16 protein-coding genes are annotated in these 13,917 nt (G+C 71.0%); 10 read left to right on the forward strand and 6 right to left on the reverse strand.

Annotated features, from left to right (window positions below):
• Positions 1-77: 77 nt before the first annotated feature.
• The 3 genes from BOX17_RS11500 to BOX17_RS11510 form a co-directional block, all read right to left on the reverse strand.
• Entirely contained in the window at positions 78-497 is a 420-nt protein-coding gene (locus BOX17_RS11500; protein ID WP_071944676.1) for an OsmC family protein, read from the reverse strand.
• Positions 498-714: 217 nt separating this feature from the next.
• Positions 715-1,377, reverse strand: coding sequence for an N-acetylmuramate alpha-1-phosphate uridylyltransferase MurU (murU, locus tag BOX17_RS11505; RefSeq protein ID WP_071944679.1), 663 nt, complete (start codon positions 1,375-1,377; stop codon positions 715-717).
• Positions 1,374-2,399, reverse strand: coding sequence for an aminoglycoside phosphotransferase family protein (locus BOX17_RS11510; RefSeq protein WP_071944681.1), 1,026 nt, complete (start codon positions 2,397-2,399; stop codon positions 1,374-1,376). The genes murU and BOX17_RS11510 overlap by 4 nt, the downstream gene beginning before the upstream one ends.
• A 164-nt stretch (positions 2,400-2,563) precedes the next feature.
• On the opposite strand from BOX17_RS11510, the gene BOX17_RS11515 reads away from it, so the two are divergent.
• From BOX17_RS11515 to BOX17_RS11550, 8 genes are all read left to right on the forward strand, one after another.
• Positions 2,564-5,029, forward strand: coding sequence for an LPS-assembly protein LptD (locus tag BOX17_RS11515; RefSeq protein ID WP_071944683.1), 2,466 nt, complete (start codon positions 2,564-2,566; stop codon positions 5,027-5,029).
• A 32-nt stretch (positions 5,030-5,061) separates the two neighbouring features.
• Positions 5,062-5,721, forward strand: a complete 660-nt coding sequence (locus tag BOX17_RS11520) for a SurA N-terminal domain-containing protein (protein ID WP_071944685.1) — start codon at positions 5,062-5,064, stop codon at positions 5,719-5,721.
• Positions 5,721-6,770: a 4-hydroxythreonine-4-phosphate dehydrogenase PdxA gene (pdxA, locus tag BOX17_RS11525; protein WP_071944687.1), complete on the forward strand. Its 1,050-nt coding sequence runs from the start codon at positions 5,721-5,723 to the stop codon at positions 6,768-6,770. The genes BOX17_RS11520 and pdxA overlap by 1 nt, the downstream gene beginning before the upstream one ends.
• Positions 6,771-6,859: 89 nt before the next feature.
• Positions 6,860-7,678: a 16S rRNA (adenine(1518)-N(6)/adenine(1519)-N(6))-dimethyltransferase RsmA gene (gene rsmA / locus BOX17_RS11530; protein ID WP_071944689.1), complete on the forward strand. Its 819-nt coding sequence runs from the start codon at positions 6,860-6,862 to the stop codon at positions 7,676-7,678.
• The gene (gene apaG / locus BOX17_RS11535; protein WP_071944691.1) at positions 7,675-8,073 is read left to right on the forward strand and encodes a Co2+/Mg2+ efflux protein ApaG; all 399 of its coding nucleotides are present in this window, start codon (positions 7,675-7,677) and stop codon (positions 8,071-8,073) included. The genes rsmA and apaG overlap by 4 nt, the downstream gene beginning before the upstream one ends.
• Before the next feature lie 31 nt (positions 8,074-8,104).
• Positions 8,105-8,929 carry a symmetrical bis(5'-nucleosyl)-tetraphosphatase gene (locus BOX17_RS11540; RefSeq protein ID WP_071944693.1) on the forward strand — a complete coding sequence of 275 codons (825 nt, stop codon included), beginning with the start codon at positions 8,105-8,107 and terminating at the stop codon, positions 8,927-8,929.
• A 31-nt stretch (positions 8,930-8,960) separates the two neighbouring features.
• On the forward strand, positions 8,961-9,284 hold the full coding sequence (gene glpE / locus BOX17_RS11545; protein WP_071944694.1) for a thiosulfate sulfurtransferase GlpE: 324 nt from the start codon (positions 8,961-8,963) through the stop codon (positions 9,282-9,284).
• A 3-nt stretch (positions 9,285-9,287) separates the two neighbouring features.
• Positions 9,288-10,448: a tRNA nucleotidyltransferase/poly(A) polymerase-related protein gene (locus tag BOX17_RS11550; protein ID WP_071944695.1), complete on the forward strand. Its 1,161-nt coding sequence runs from the start codon at positions 9,288-9,290 to the stop codon at positions 10,446-10,448.
• Between the two features lie 3 nt (positions 10,449-10,451).
• Here BOX17_RS11550 and folK read toward each other — a convergent pair whose 3' ends face one another.
• Together folK and folB are read right to left on the reverse strand one after the other, a co-directional pair.
• A complete protein-coding gene (folK, locus tag BOX17_RS11555) occupies positions 10,452-10,970 on the reverse strand; it encodes a 2-amino-4-hydroxy-6-hydroxymethyldihydropteridine diphosphokinase (RefSeq protein WP_071944696.1) in 519 nt (172 codons plus the stop codon).
• A complete protein-coding gene (gene folB, locus BOX17_RS11560) occupies positions 10,970-11,335 on the reverse strand; it encodes a dihydroneopterin aldolase (protein WP_071944697.1) in 366 nt (121 codons plus the stop codon). Before folB ends, folK begins: the two co-directional genes overlap by 1 nt.
• 198 nt (positions 11,336-11,533) lie before the next feature.
• Between folB and plsY the strand changes: the two genes are divergently transcribed.
• Positions 11,534-12,088, forward strand: a complete 555-nt coding sequence (gene plsY, locus BOX17_RS11565) for a glycerol-3-phosphate 1-O-acyltransferase PlsY (protein WP_071946839.1) — start codon at positions 11,534-11,536, stop codon at positions 12,086-12,088.
• A gap of 284 nt (positions 12,089-12,372) precedes the next feature.
• Here plsY and tsaD read toward each other — a convergent pair whose 3' ends face one another.
• Positions 12,373-13,410 (reverse strand): tRNA (adenosine(37)-N6)-threonylcarbamoyltransferase complex transferase subunit TsaD, encoded by a 1,038-nt coding sequence (gene tsaD / locus BOX17_RS11570; protein WP_083582146.1) that lies wholly within the window; start codon positions 13,408-13,410, stop codon positions 12,373-12,375.
• 267 nt (positions 13,411-13,677) lie between these two features.
• On the opposite strand from tsaD, the gene rpsU reads away from it, so the two are divergent.
• Positions 13,678-13,893, forward strand: coding sequence for a 30S ribosomal protein S21 (gene rpsU / locus BOX17_RS11575; protein ID WP_013333229.1), 216 nt, complete (start codon positions 13,678-13,680; stop codon positions 13,891-13,893).
• The last annotated feature ends 24 nt before the right edge of the window (positions 13,894-13,917 follow it).

Below are 13,917 nucleotides of genomic sequence, written 5' to 3' on the forward strand. Positions count from 1 at the left end.
CATCCGGCGGGGTTTTTCGTGGCAGGCATCCCGACGGTTGGCGACGGCCCTCGCGCCCCCGTTCGAGCCCGGGGCGCCTAGGCCTCGACGACGGTGTAGGAGTGGGTGATCTCCACGCCGCCCTTGACCAGCATGATCGAAGCGCTGCAGTACTTCTCGGCGGATAGCTCCACGGCGCGGGCGACCTGCTTCTCCTTGAGGCCGCGGCCGCTGACGGTGAAGTGCACGTGGATCTTCGTGAAGACACTGGGCACCTCGTCGGCGCGCTCGGCCTCGATGCTGGCCACGCAGTCGGTGACGTCGGCACGGGCCTTGTCCAGGATGTTGAGGATGTCGAAGGCGGTGCAGCCGCCCATGCCCATCAGCATCAGCTCCATGGGCCGCGGGCCGGTGTTGTGGCCGCCGTGGTCGGGCGGGCCGTCGATGACCACGCTGTGGCCGCTACCACTCTCGGCGACGAATTGGCGTCCGTCGGTCCATTTCACGCTGGCTTTCATGATGCAGGCATCCTTATTCAGTGGTCTGGCAGCCGGCTCGGTTCTGTTCCGTCGACAAGCCTACGGGGAGGCGCTGTTTATGCATCCTTGTACGCTACCGACGCCATCCATGGCGTAGGACCTCCCCTGCGGTTTGTCTCCGGCGCCCCTCGCCTGGAAGGCTGCGATGAGGGTGGTCAGGCAAAGGTGGCCAGCATAGCAGCTGCCGGGCGGTGGCTCAGCCCCGCAGGCGGCGGTCGAGCTCGGCCAGTCGCGCGGGGGTGCCCACGTCGACCCAGGCGCCTCGGTGGTGGGTGCCGCCGACCCGCCCGTCGGCCATGGCGCGCCTGAGCAGCGGAGCGAGGGCAAAGGCCCCGGGCGGTTCGCTGGCGACCAGGGCCGGGTCGATCACGCTCACCCCGGCGAAGGTGAGGCGCGGCTCGCCGGTCTCCCTGACGCGTCCCCGGGCGTCCAGGTGGAAGTCGCCGTCCGGGTGGTGGTCGGGATTGTCCACCAGCACCAGGTGGGCCAGATCGTCACCCGGGGCGGGCAGCGTCGACGGGGCCAGGTCGCACCAGATATCGCCGTTGACCAGCAGGAAGGGGGCGTCGCCCAGCAGTGGCAGCGCCTGCCGGATGCCGCCGCCCGTCTCCAGGGGAGCCTCCTCGCGGCTCCAGGCGATGGACACGCCATGGGCCGAGCCGTCGCCCAGCGCCGCGATGATCTGCTGCGCCCGGTAGCTCACGTTGATCACCACCTCCGTGATGCCCGCGGCCCGCAGGCGTTCCAGGTGGTGGACGATCAGCGGCTTGCCGCCCGCCTCGAGCAGCGGCTTGGGGCAGTGGTCGGTGAGGGGGCGCATGCGGGTGCCGAGCCCCGCGGCCAGGATCATCGCCTTCATGCGTGCTTCTCCAGCCGCGCCATCAGCGCCGGGCGGAAGGTGTCGGCGAGCCAGGCGCGAACGTCCTCGTGGCCGGGCAGGCCGGCGAGGCTGTCCTCCAGGTGGCCGAGGAAGTGCGGCAGCCGCTCGAGGTAGCCCCGACGAGTGTCACGCAGGGTCAGTCGGCAGAAGATGCCCAGTACCTTGAACGCGCGCTGGGCCGCCATGGCCTGTACCTGGGCGAGGAAGGTCGCGGCGTCGACCTTCGCCGACAGGCGGCCATCGGCGATGGCCCGCACGCGGAAGGCCTCGGTCCAGGCGGCGAAGCGCGCCGGCGTGAAGCGGCAATAGCGCCCGCACAGCAGCGAGATCAGGTCGTAGCTGACAGGACCGGCCACGGCGTCCTGGAAGTCGATCAGGTGCAGGGCGTCGTCCTTCACCATCAGGTTCATGGCGTCGAAGTCGCGATGCACCGCGACCACCGGCTGGGCCAGGGCCTCGGCGATCAGCGCCTCGCGCAGTGCCGCCCAGCCCGGCGGCGGGGACATGCCCAGCCACTCCCCCAGGCACCAGTCGGGGAAGAGGTCCAGCTCGCGGCCCAGCAGGTCGGCGTCGTAGGCGGGCAGGCCTTCGACCGGGGCGCGGTTCTGCAGGGCGTGGATCAGCGCGATGGCGCGGTCGTGCCACGCCAGGGTGGTGGGGTCGTCCTCGCCCCGGAAGCAGTCCTGCAGCGGCGTGTCGCCCAGGTCGTCGAGCTCGAGGAAGCCCGCGGCCAGGTCCACGCCGTGCAGGGTCGGCACCGGCAGGCCGGCCGAGCGCCACTGCTCGGCGATGGCCACGAAGGGATGGCTGTCCTCGCGGTCGGGCGGGGCATCCATCAGCATGCGCGTGGTGCCATCGGGCAGCTGCAGCCGGAAGTAGCGCCGGAAGCTGGCGTCGCCGGCGGCGAGCCGCAGCTCAATGGCCTCCGGGGCGAGCCCGTGGCGTTCGGCCGCCCAGGCATGCAGCCGCTGCGTTCGCGTGGGATCGGTGGCCTCTGGCATCGTCGTCTGGCTCCTTGGTGAGGGGGCGGGCGTGGTTGACGGCCCCGTGGGGGCCCCGCATGCTGAGTTCCCGACATCGTCGGCGATGGCAGGGCACATGCCGGCAGCACAGGCCGGGTGCGGCCTGTATAATACCGATTCACCCCGCCAAGGACATCGTGAGCATGGGCAAGCGACTCTCGTGGACAAGGACGGCCCTGGCAGGTCTGGCGAGCGCCGGCCTGGCGAGCGGGCCACTCTCGGCGGCGCCGCCCGAGTCGCTGCCGGCGGACCAGCTGGACTGGCAGCCCTGGGGCGAGGCGCGTCCCGCCGGCGAGCTGTGTCGCGGCCGCTACGTGATGCCGGACTACCGCCTGCCGCCGCCCTCCGGCGAGCAGGTGGCGAGCGAGTCCGACAACGTCGACTACGGCGAGGACGGCGAGACCCTGCTCGGCGGCGAAGTGCTGCTGCGTCGCGGCGACGCCCAGCTCGAGGCCCCCCGGGTGCGGGTGCCCGGCAGCCGGGAGACCGCCTACGCCGAGGGACCGCTGACGCTGCGCGACCGCGGCCTGCTGGTGCGCGGCGAGTCCGCCGAGCTCTCCCTGAACAGCGACGCCGCGAGCATCGACACGGCCCACTATGTGGCCCACGAGCAGCGCCTGCGTGGCGACGCCGTTCGCCTGGCCCGCCTCGAGGACGGCCGCTATCGTCTCACCGAGGCGAGCTTCACCACCTGCGAGCCGGGCAGCGATGTCTGGCGCCTGGTGGGCAACGACATCCTGCTCGACCGCGTGCGCGGCGTCGGTACCGCGAAGCATGCCCGCCTGGAGGTGGGCAGGGTGCCGGTCTTCTACTGGCCCTGGGTGCGCTTTCCCCTCGATGACCGCCGCCAGACCGGCTTCCTGTGGCCGCTGCTGGGCCTCTCCACGGACTCGCTCGACTACGCCCAGCCCTTCTACTGGAACATTGCCCCGAACCACGACGCCACCCTCACGCCGCGCTGGATCAGCGACCGCGGCCTGCTGCTCGGCGGCGAGTACCGCTACCTGTTCGACCAGCATGCCGGCCAGATCGAGGGCGCTTACCTGGCCAATGACGACGGCGACCCCGATGCCGACCCGAGCTACGCGGGTGAGGATCGCTGGTACATCGACTACCGGCACGCCGGGCGCCTGGCTCCCCGCACCCCCTACCGCCTGCGCTACGGGGCGGCCAGCGACGGCAGCTACTTCGACGACTTCGGACGCGATTTCGGCCAGGGCGAGGTGTCCAACATGCCGCGCCTGGCCCAGGTCGACCACCGCGGCGATGTCTGGCAGCTGCAGGCCAAGGCCCAGGGCTACCAGAAGCTCGACGACCCGCTGCTGCAGCGCGACAAGCCCTTCTATCGCCTGCCCAGCCTGACCGCCGATGCCCGCTGGTCCCAGGACAGCGGCTTCTACCAGCAGTGGCGCTCCAACGTCACCTACTTCTGGCGCGACGTGACGGCGGACGAGCAGGGTATCTACGAGGTGGGCGATCGTCGCCTGAGGATTCCCGTCACCGAGGCGGCCAACGGTACCCGGCTGCACCTCGCGCCGGCCACGGGCTGGCGGATGGACGAGAGCTGGGGGCACCTGGAGCCCCGCATTGACTGGCTCGCCACCGCCTACCGGCTGGACTACGGCAATCGCGAGACCGACCGCGACGAGCGCCTCACCCGCAGCGTGCCGGTCAGCACCGTCGACGGGGGCCTGGTCTTCGAGCGGGAGCTGGCGCTCGGCGGACGCGACTATCGCCAGACCCTGGAGCCGCGGGTCAACTACGCCTATGTGCCGGCGCGCGACCAGACCGACTTCCCGGTCTTCGACACCGCGGAGCAGGCCTTCTCCTGGAATCAGCTTTGGTCCCCCTACCGCTTCAGCGGGAGCGACCGTGTGGGCGACCTGAACCGCGTCTCGCTGGGCCTCTCGTCAAGGCTGCTGGCGGACGAGACCGGTCGCGAGCGGCTCTCGGTGGGCGTGGGCCAGGCCTACTACCTGGAGGACCGCACCATCGACATGGTGGGCGACCCGGATACCCTGCCGCCGGAGTCGAGTTTCGACCGCTACTATCGCGCCACCCGGGACCGTTCGCCGCTGGTCACCCGCGCCGACTGGCGGATCACCGACCAGTGGCGCACCCGCTGGCAGTGGCTCTACGACGACAACCTGGAGCAGACCGAGAGCACCTCGCTGGGCGTTCAGTACCTGTCACCGGCCGGTCACGTGCTGAACCTCGGCTATCGCTGGCAGCTCCAGGGCTTCGATCCCTCCCAGGAGGACGAGGACCGGCTGACCTACAACCGCGAGGAGTACGACCTGTCCTTCGCCTGGAAGGCCACCCGGCAGGTGGACCTGATAGGACGGGTGATCTACGACAACACCAACGACCGTGCCCTGGACCAGCTGGCGGGTGTCCAGTGGAACGACTGCTGCTATGGTCTGCAGCTGGTCTGGCGTGAGTGGATCGACGACAACGACACCGCCAACACCATCGAGGACGACCTCACCGACCGAGGGGTCTTCCTGCGCTTCGTGTTCAAGGGACTCGGCGGCGTCGGCGGCGAGGCCGCCAGCTTCTTCGAGCAGGCGGTGCCGGGCTACCGGACCGCCGGCCTGGACCTTCCCTGAGACATTCGACACCGACGAGAGGAAAGAGAGACATGCGCAGCCGACGTATCGCCACCCTGGCGCTGACCCTGTGCCTGGCCAGCCTGCCCCTGGTGGGGCAGGCGCAGGAGTCGGCCGCCGCGGAGCGCCAGCCGCTGGGTCGCCAGCAGCTGGATCGCATCGTGGCGGTGGTCAACGATGGCGCCATCATGGAGAGCGAGCTCGAGGATCGTTTCGCCCAGGTCCGCAGCCAGTTGGAGAGCCGGGGGCAGGGCGTCCCCCCCGACGATGTCCTGCGAGAGCAGGTGCTGGAGCGCATGATCGTCGAGGAGATCCAGCTGCAGATGGCCCGCGAGGCCAACCTGAGCGTCGATGACACCGAGCTCAACGGCCAGGTGCGCGCCATCGCCGAGAGCAATGGCATGACCCTGGAACAGTTCGCCGATGCGCTCGAGGCCGACGGTCTCTCGCTGGGCGTGGTCCGCGATCAGGTGCGCCGTGAACTGTTGATGCGCCAGCTGCAGCAGCGCCGGGTCGCCAGCCGCGTCGACATCTCCGAACGGGAGGTGGATCGCTTCGTGGAGCAGCAGGGCGCCACCCGTGACCAGGCGCGCCAGGCCCTGTTCCAGCGCAAGGTCAACGCCGAGATGGAGGAGTGGGTCCAGGAGATCCGCAGCCAGGCCTTCGTCGACAACCGCCTCGAGGCGCGATGATGTCGCAGGCGGGTGCGCCCGTGCTGGCCCTGACCTGCGGCGAGCCGGCGGGCATCGGCCCGGAGCTGGCTGTGATGCTGGCCGCCGACGGGGCACCCCCGGCCCGGGTGGTGGCCGTGGGCGACCCGGCCCTGCTGGCCGAGCGCGCCGCCATGATCGGACGTGAGGTCCAGGTCCAGGCGCTCGCCCCGGGGGAGCCACCCCCCGCGGCGCGCCAGGGCGTGCTGCCGGTGTGGCCGGTGGCGCTGCGGGCCCCGTCGCGCCCCGGTGAGCTCGATATCGCCAATGCCTGCCATGTGCTCGAGACACTGGATGTGGCGCTGCACGCCTGCCGGTCCGGCCAGGCGGCCGGCATGGTCACCGCCCCGCTGCACAAGGGGGTGATCCTGGATGCTGGCCATGCCGGCTTCACCGGCCACACCGAGTACCTGCGCGATGCCTGCGGGGTCGACGAGGTGGTGATGATGCTGGCGACCGACCGCGCCCTGCATGCCCGTGAGGCATGGGGGCAGGGCGATGCCGCCCTGCGGGTGGCGCTGGCCACCACCCACCTGCCGCTTCGCGAGGTGGCGGATGCCATCACCGGGCCCCGGCTCAGGCGCCTGCTGCACATCCTGCACGCCGACCTGCATCGCTGGTTCGGCGTAGTGGCGCCGCGCATCGCCGTCTGCGGCCTCAATCCCCACGCGGGGGAGGGCGGCCACTTGGGCCGCGAGGAACTCGACGTGATCATCCCGGCCCTGGAGGCCCTGCGCGCCGAGGGACTGGACCTTGACGGCCCCCTGCCGGCCGATACCCTGTTCACCCCGCGACACCTCGAGGGCGTCGACGCGGTGCTGGCCATGTATCATGACCAGGGCCTGCCGGTGCTCAAGTACGCCGGCTTCGGTCGCGCCGCCAACATCACCCTGGGCCTGCCGCTGGTGCGGACCTCGGTGGACCACGGCACGGCGCTGGACCTCGCGGGGCGGGGCGTCGCCGATCCGGGCAGCCTCTCGGTGGCGGTGGCCCTGGCGGCCGACATGGCCCGCCGCGGCTGCGCGGCCTGACGCCCGACCCGTCGGCCCCCGCGTCTCCTTGATGCCCGTCGCCGTGGCGCGGGCCTCATCATCACGACAGAACAGAAGGACGATCCCGAATGGCATCCCGCCCCCCGGTTCACCGGGCCCGCAAGCGCTTCGGCCAGAACTTCCTGCGCGACCCCGGCGTCATCTCGCGCATCGTGCGCGCCATCGGTCCCCGTCCCGGCGACCGGCTGGTGGAGATCGGCCCCGGCCAGGGGGCCCTGACCGAGCCGCTGCTCGATGCCGCCGGCGGCCACCTCGAAGTGATCGAGCTCGACCGCGACCTGATTCCCGGACTGCGAGTGCAGTTCTTCGACAAGCCGGGCTTCATCATCCACGAGGGCGACGCCCTGAAGGTGGACTTCCGCGCCCTGCGGGGCGGCGGCCCGGCGCTGCGGGTGGTGGGCAACCTGCCCTACAACATCTCCACGCCGCTGATCGCCCACCTCCTGCAGGCCGGCGATGCCGTGGCCGACATGCACTTCATGCTGCAGAAGGAGGTGGTCGAGCGCCTGGCGGCCGCCCCGGGTGGTCCCGACTGGGGGCGCCTGTCGGTGATGGCCCAGTACCACTGCCGCGTCGACGCCCTGTTCACGGTGCCGCCGGAGGCCTTCGTGCCACGTCCCAAGGTGGAGTCGGCCATCGTGCGCCTCACCCCCCACGAGAGCCTGCCCCATCCGGCCCTCGACGAGGGGCTGCTCTTCACCCTGGTGCGGGAGGCCTTCGGCCAGCGGCGCAAGACGCTGCGCAACAACCTCAAGGGACGCATCGACGCCGCGGCCCTCGAGGCGCTGGGCATCGACCCGGGCCGTCGTCCCCAGACCCTCGGCGTCGAGGAATTCGTGCGTATCGCCAACCACCTGGCCGCGGCCGGGAAAGGAGAGGCCTCATGACCCTGACGGCCCCGGAAGGGCTCGACAGCGATATCCGCGTCGACGTGGCGCCGGACTTTCGCCTGGACGAGTCCGACCCCGACGAGCAGCGCTTCGTCTTCAGCTATACCGTCACCGTGCACAACGGCTCCGACCACAGCGTCCAGCTGCTCGCCCGCTACTGGAAGATCACCCAAGGCAGCGGCAAGGTGCAGGAGGTGCGCGGCAAGGGGGTGGTGGGCCAGCAGCCGCTGATCGCCCCCGGCCAGACCTTCCGCTACACCAGCCGCGCGATCCTCGACGGCCCGGTGGGGGTGATGGAGGGCGCCTACACCTGCGTCGACACCGCCAGCCAGCGCCCCTTCGAGGTGGCCATCCCGCCCTTCCGGCTGGCCGGGCCCAACCAGGTGCACTAGGGTCGATGACACGCAACGCAACGGAGGCGACATGACCACCTATGCCATCGGCGACCTCCAGGGTTGCCACGAGGAGTTCGTCGCGCTGCTCGAGCGGCTCGACTTCGACCCGCGCCGCGACCGGCTGTGGCTCGTCGGCGACCTGGTCAACCGCGGCCCGGGGTCGCTTGCCTGCCTGCGCGAGGTGATGGCACTGGGCGAGGCCGCCACCACCGTGCTCGGCAATCACGACCTTCACCTGCTGGCGGTGGCGCGGGGCGGCGCCCGGGAGAACCGCAAGGACACCCTCGCGCCGATCCTCTCCGCCCCGGACCGCGAGCGCCTGCTGGACTGGCTGCAGTCGCGGCCGCTGCTGGTGCGCCGGGCGTCGCCGGCCCACGGCGAGACCGTCATGACCCACGCCGGCCTGCTGCCGCAGTGGTCGGTCGACCAGGCCGCTATGCTTGCCGACGAGGCCGAGGCCCGGCTGGCCGGCGAGGGCGCCGGCGCCTTCCTGGAGGAGATGTACGGCAACGAGCCGGCCTGCTGGCGCGACGACCTCGACGGCATCGATCGGCTGAGGATGATCATCAACGCCTTCACCCGCATGCGCTTCATCGACGGCGCGGGGTGTCTCGACTTCGCCGCCAAGGAGGGGCTCGACAGCGCGCCCCCCGGTTTCGCTCCCTGGTTCCAGTATCCGCGCCACGACGATCCCTGGCTGCTGTTCGGCCACTGGGCCGCGCTGCAGGGCGAGACGCCGGCGAGCCGGGTGCGCGCCGAGGCGCTGGACACCGGCTGCGTCTGGGGCAGCCGCCTGACCGCCCTGGACCTCGAGAGCGGCCAGCGCACCAGCGTGCCCAGCCGCCAGCGTTGAGCCCCACTCCCTCTTCTTCCACGAGGCTGTCATGACGACCTTCCAGCATCTCGATATCCCGACCCTGGCCGGCTGGCTCGAAGGCGACCAGGCCCTCACCCTGGTCGATATCCGCGACCCGCAGAGTTTCGCCCAGGGCCATATCCCCGGCAGCCGACGCCTGGACAACGACACGGTCGGAGCCTTCATCGAGGAGGCCTCGCGCGAGGCGCCCCTGGTGGTGGTCTGCTATCACGGCCACTCCAGCCAGCAGGCGGCGGCCTGGCTGGCCGGCCAGGGCTTCGCCGAGGTCTACAGCCTCGATGGCGGCTTCACCGACTGGCAGCACCGCCATCCCGATCGCGTGGAGTCGTGAGCCATGAGCCCCATCGAGGATCCCCACCTGCAGGGGCTTGAGGTCTACCGGGTCGGCGGGGCGGTGCGTGACGCCCGCCTGGGCTGGCCCGTCAAGGACACCGACTGGGTCGTGGTGGGCGCCACCCCCGAGGAGATGCGCGGGCGGGGGTTCAAGCCGGTCGGCCGCGACTTCCCGGTCTTCCTGCATCCCGAGAGCCATGAGGAGTTCGCCCTGGCGCGCACCGAGCGCAAGTCGGGACACGGCTACACGGGCTTCGTGGTCCATGCCAGCCCCGAGGTCACCCTGGAGGAGGACCTGGCGCGCCGTGACCTGACCATCAACGCCATGGCCGAGACCCCGGAGGGGGAGCTGGTCGACCCCTACGGGGGGCTGGCGGACCTCGAGGCGCGGCGGCTGCGTCACGTCTCGCCGGCCTTCGTCGAGGATCCGCTGAGGGTGCTCAGGACGGCCCGCTTCCTGGCCCGCTATGCCGAACTGGGCTTCGTCATCGCCGAGGAGACCCGCGCGCTGATGCGCGAGCTGGTGGCGAGCGGGGAGCTTTCGCACCTGGTGCCCGAACGGGTCTGGGCCGAGACCGAGAAGGCGCTGGGCGAGCCCTGGCCGGAGGTCTATGTCCAGGTGCTGGAGGAGTGCGGGGCCCTGGCCGTGCTGATGCCGGAACTGGCGGCCGATCCCGAGGGGCTCGACGAGGCGCTGGGGCGCCTGCATCGGCTCCCGGAAGACATCGAGGCCGAGGCGCAGACCCGCTGGCGCTGGGCGCGCCTGGTCGAGCACCTGGACGATCGGGATCGCGATGCCCTGGCCGAGCGGCTGCGCCTGCCGCGGGTCCATCGCGAGCTGGCCACCCAGGCGGCCAGGACCCGCAGCCTGTGTCGACGGGTCGCGGCGAACGGGCTCTGCGGGTCGCAGGTGATGCGCTGGCTCGACGCCATCGATGCGTGGCGCCGCAGCGACCGGGTGGCCCCGCTGATCAGCCTGGTGAGCCTGGATGACCCGGCACTGGCCGAGGACCTGGCCTTGGCGTGGCGGCTGGCGGTGCAGATCCTGCCGAAGGCGCTGGTGGCGGAGGGCTACCGGGGGCGTGAGCTGGGCGAGGAGCTCGCCCGGCGCCGCTGGGAGGCCATCGACGGGGCGCTCGGGAGCCCCGGCGCCAGGCCGTGAGGCCTACTCCGCGGAGGAGAGCCGCCGCCCCCGCCAGGTGAAGTCCACCGGCCAGAGGCGCTGGAGGCCGGCCTCGAAGCGGGCCCAGTGGTCGCGATAGGTCTCGCCGGTGAGCGGATGGCGTGCCTCGGGCAGCAGCTCGGCCAGCGGCTGCAGCACGAAGGCGTGGTGCAGGATCTCGCCGCGGGGCAACTCGACGCCGTCGTGGGTGCCGGTGAGGTTGCCCACGGTGAGCAGGTCGATGTCCAGGGTGCGGGGACCGAACTTGGGGAGATCCTTGCGGCGGCCGTTGGCCGCCTCCAGTCGCTTGCACCAGGCCTGCAGCTCGCCCACCGGCAGGTCGCTCTCGAAGGCCACCACCAGGTTGTAGAAGTTGCGGCCATCCTCGAAGCCCACCGGCTCGCTCTCGAAGATCCGCGAGATGGCAAGCTGGCCGAAGCTCTTCGCCAGCGCCTCCAGGCAGGCCTGCACGTGGCGGTCGCGTTCGATGTTGCTGCCGATGCTGACGGTGACCCTGGCCATCAGGCGTCTCCCGGCCGGCTGCCGCGCTCGATGGAGACCCCCACCGCCCCGGCCGCCGCCACGGCGCCGGGCTTGCGCACGGTCAGGCGCAGCCAGGCAATGGCGAACTCGGCGCGCAGGGTCTCGGCCAGGCGCTCGGCGAAGGTCTCCACCAGGGCGAACCGGTGCTCGCCGGCGAAGGTTTTGACGCGCTCGCTGATGGCGGCGTAATCCAGGGTCAGGGCGATGTCGTCACCCGCCGCGGCGGGGCGGATGTCGGTGCCCAGCTCCAGATCGAGGCGCAGCGTCTGGGTGATGGTGCGCTCCCAGTCGTAGACGCCGATCACGGTGTCCACCTCGAGCGCGTCGATCAGCACAAGATCCATCGGGGCTCCCTGGCCGTTGGGTGATGCGGACCGATGACGCCCGGTCCCGCCTGCAGGCGCCAGATTGTACGCCAGCGCGTGCTCCGGCGACACCGCGGGCGTCCGGCCTGTCGTCGGCCGCCCGCGGCTGGCAGAATCAAGCTACCCCCCTGGAGGAGCCAGCCCGTGGAGGCGCCACTTGACCTCATCCTGCCGCTGATGGCGATCGGCTATCTGAGCGGTACCTGGCTCGGTGCCCTCACGGTGTGCCGCCTCGCCGGCGTGGGCGATCCGCGGCTGGCCGGCTCCTGCAATCCGGGATTCTCCAACGTGCTGCGCCTTCACGGCTATCGGCTCGCCATGGCCACCCTGGCGGTGGATGCCGTCAAGGGCATGCCGGTGCTGTGGCTGGCCATGTGGCTCGGCCTGCCGCCCTGGGGGCTGGGGATGGTCGGACTCGGCGTGCTGCTGGGCCATGCCTACCCGGCCTGGTACCGCTTCCGCGGCGGCAAGGCGGTGGCCAGCGCCTTCGGCGTGATGCTGGTCCTCACGCCCTGGGTGGCGCTCTGCTGTGCCGCGCTCTGGACCCTGCTCGCCTGGCGGATGCGCACGGCGGCCCTCGCCTCGCTGGCGAGCGCCGCCATGGCGCCGCTGGCCAGCCTCTGGCTGGCCCCGGAGTTCGTGGGCGTGGTGATCGTCTTCACGCTGCTGGTGCTGGGGCGCCATGCGCTCAACATCCGCCGCCTCGGGCGCGGCGACGAACCCGGGCTGTGAGCCGGCACGCGGCGCGTTTCACGCCCCGGCAGGTGCCCCGAGCGTGTCCATCGGCCAGCGCGGCACCGCCTTCATGATGCCGGTCTCGTCATGCTCGCCGGCCAGCAGGCGCTGGGCTTCCTGACCATGGAGAGCGCGATCATGGCCCCGTTCAGGCGCTGGCGGGTGCCTCGAGCGTATCCCTCGGCCAGCGCGGAACCGCCTTCATGATGCCGGTCTCGTCATGTTCGCCGGCCAGCAGGCGCTGGGCCCCGTGACCGTGGAGAGCGCGATCATGGCCCCGTTCAGGCGCCGGCGGGTGCCTCGAGCCTGTCCATCGGCCAGCGCGGCACCGCCTTCATGATGCCGGTCTCGTCATGTTCGCCGGCCAGCAGGCGCTGGGCTCCCACGTACGCGATCATGGCGCCGTTGTCGGTGCAGAAGCGTCCTCGCGGATAGTAGGCCCGGGCGTCGCGCTTGGCGCATTCGCGTTCGAGTCGCTCGCGCAGCCGCACGTTGGCGCTCACCCCGCCGGCGACCACCAGGCGCTTGAGGCCGGTCTGGTCGAGGGCGCGGCGGCACTTGATCACCAGGGTATCGACCACGGCCTCCTCGAAGGCGCGGGCCACGTCGGCACGGGCTTGGTCGTCCAGCTCGCCCGCCGCCTCCAGCTGGCGGATGGCGGTCAGGGTGTGGGTCTTGAGCCCCGAGAAGCTGAAGTCCAGGCCCGGGCGGTCGGTCATCGGGCGCGGGAAGCGGAAGCGGCCGGGGTCGCCCTGCTCGGCCAGTCGGGCTATATGGGGGCCGCCGGGGTAGTCGAGGTCCAGCATCTTGGCCGCCTTGTCGAAGGCCTCGCCCGCCGCGTCGTCCACCGACTCGCCGAGCAGGCGATAGCGGCCCAGCCCCTGCACCTCGACCAGCTGGGTATGGCCGCCGGAGACCAGCAGTGCCACGAAGGGGAAGCCGGGGGGCGCGTCCTCCAGCATGGGGGCCAGCAGGTGGCCCTCCATGTGGTGGACGCCGAGGACTGGGATCTCCAGCGCCCGGGCCATGCCGTGGGCGGTGCTGGCGCCCACCATCAGGGCCCCGACCAGTCCGGGGCCGGCGGTGTAGGCGATGGCGTCGAGGGCCGTGCGCGACAGGCCGGCCTCGTCCAGCACCTGCTGGATCAGCGGCAGCAGGCGCCTCGTATGGTCGCGGGAGGCGAGCTCCGGGACCACGCCGCCGTACTCGGCGTGCATGGCGATCTGGCTGTAGAGGGCGTCGGCCACGAGGCCGCGCTCGGTGTCGTAGAGGGCGACGCCGGTCTCGTCGCAGGAGGTCTCGATGCCCAGTACGCGCATGATGGAGGCTCGTTGATGCGGGGATGGCGGCATTCTACGCATTTTGCCCCGCCTCGGCAGCAGGGAAACGATTTGCACGCGCCCGGCAGGGCGACTAGAATACTGTCCGCTGCAAGACTGGGTCGTGCACCCAGGGGCCATGCCCTGCATCTCCTCGCATCGTTCCGGTTCGCCTGGCGAGTCCGGCGTATTCTGCGTGGTGATGAGGGAACCCACGGGGTGTGCGTACAAACCGAACTCAAGTTACCCAAGGTAGGTGAGTGCTTAATGCCTTCTGTCAAAGTACGTGATAACGAGCCGTTTGACGTCGCGCTGCGTCGCTTCAAGCGTTCCTGTGAAAAGGCCGGTGTCCTCTCGGAAGTGCGTCGTCGCGAGCAGTACGAGAAGCCGACCGCAGAGCGCAAGCGCAAGGCGGCCGCGGCCGTCAAGCGTCATGCCAAGAAGCTTCAGCGTGAGCGCAAGCGTTTCGAACGGCTCTATTGATCCGTACTGGAGTCGGTGAGGGCC

This window comes from Halomonas aestuarii (genome assembly GCF_001886615.1).
Classification (GTDB): Bacteria; Pseudomonadota; Gammaproteobacteria; order Pseudomonadales; family Halomonadaceae; genus Halomonas; species Halomonas aestuarii.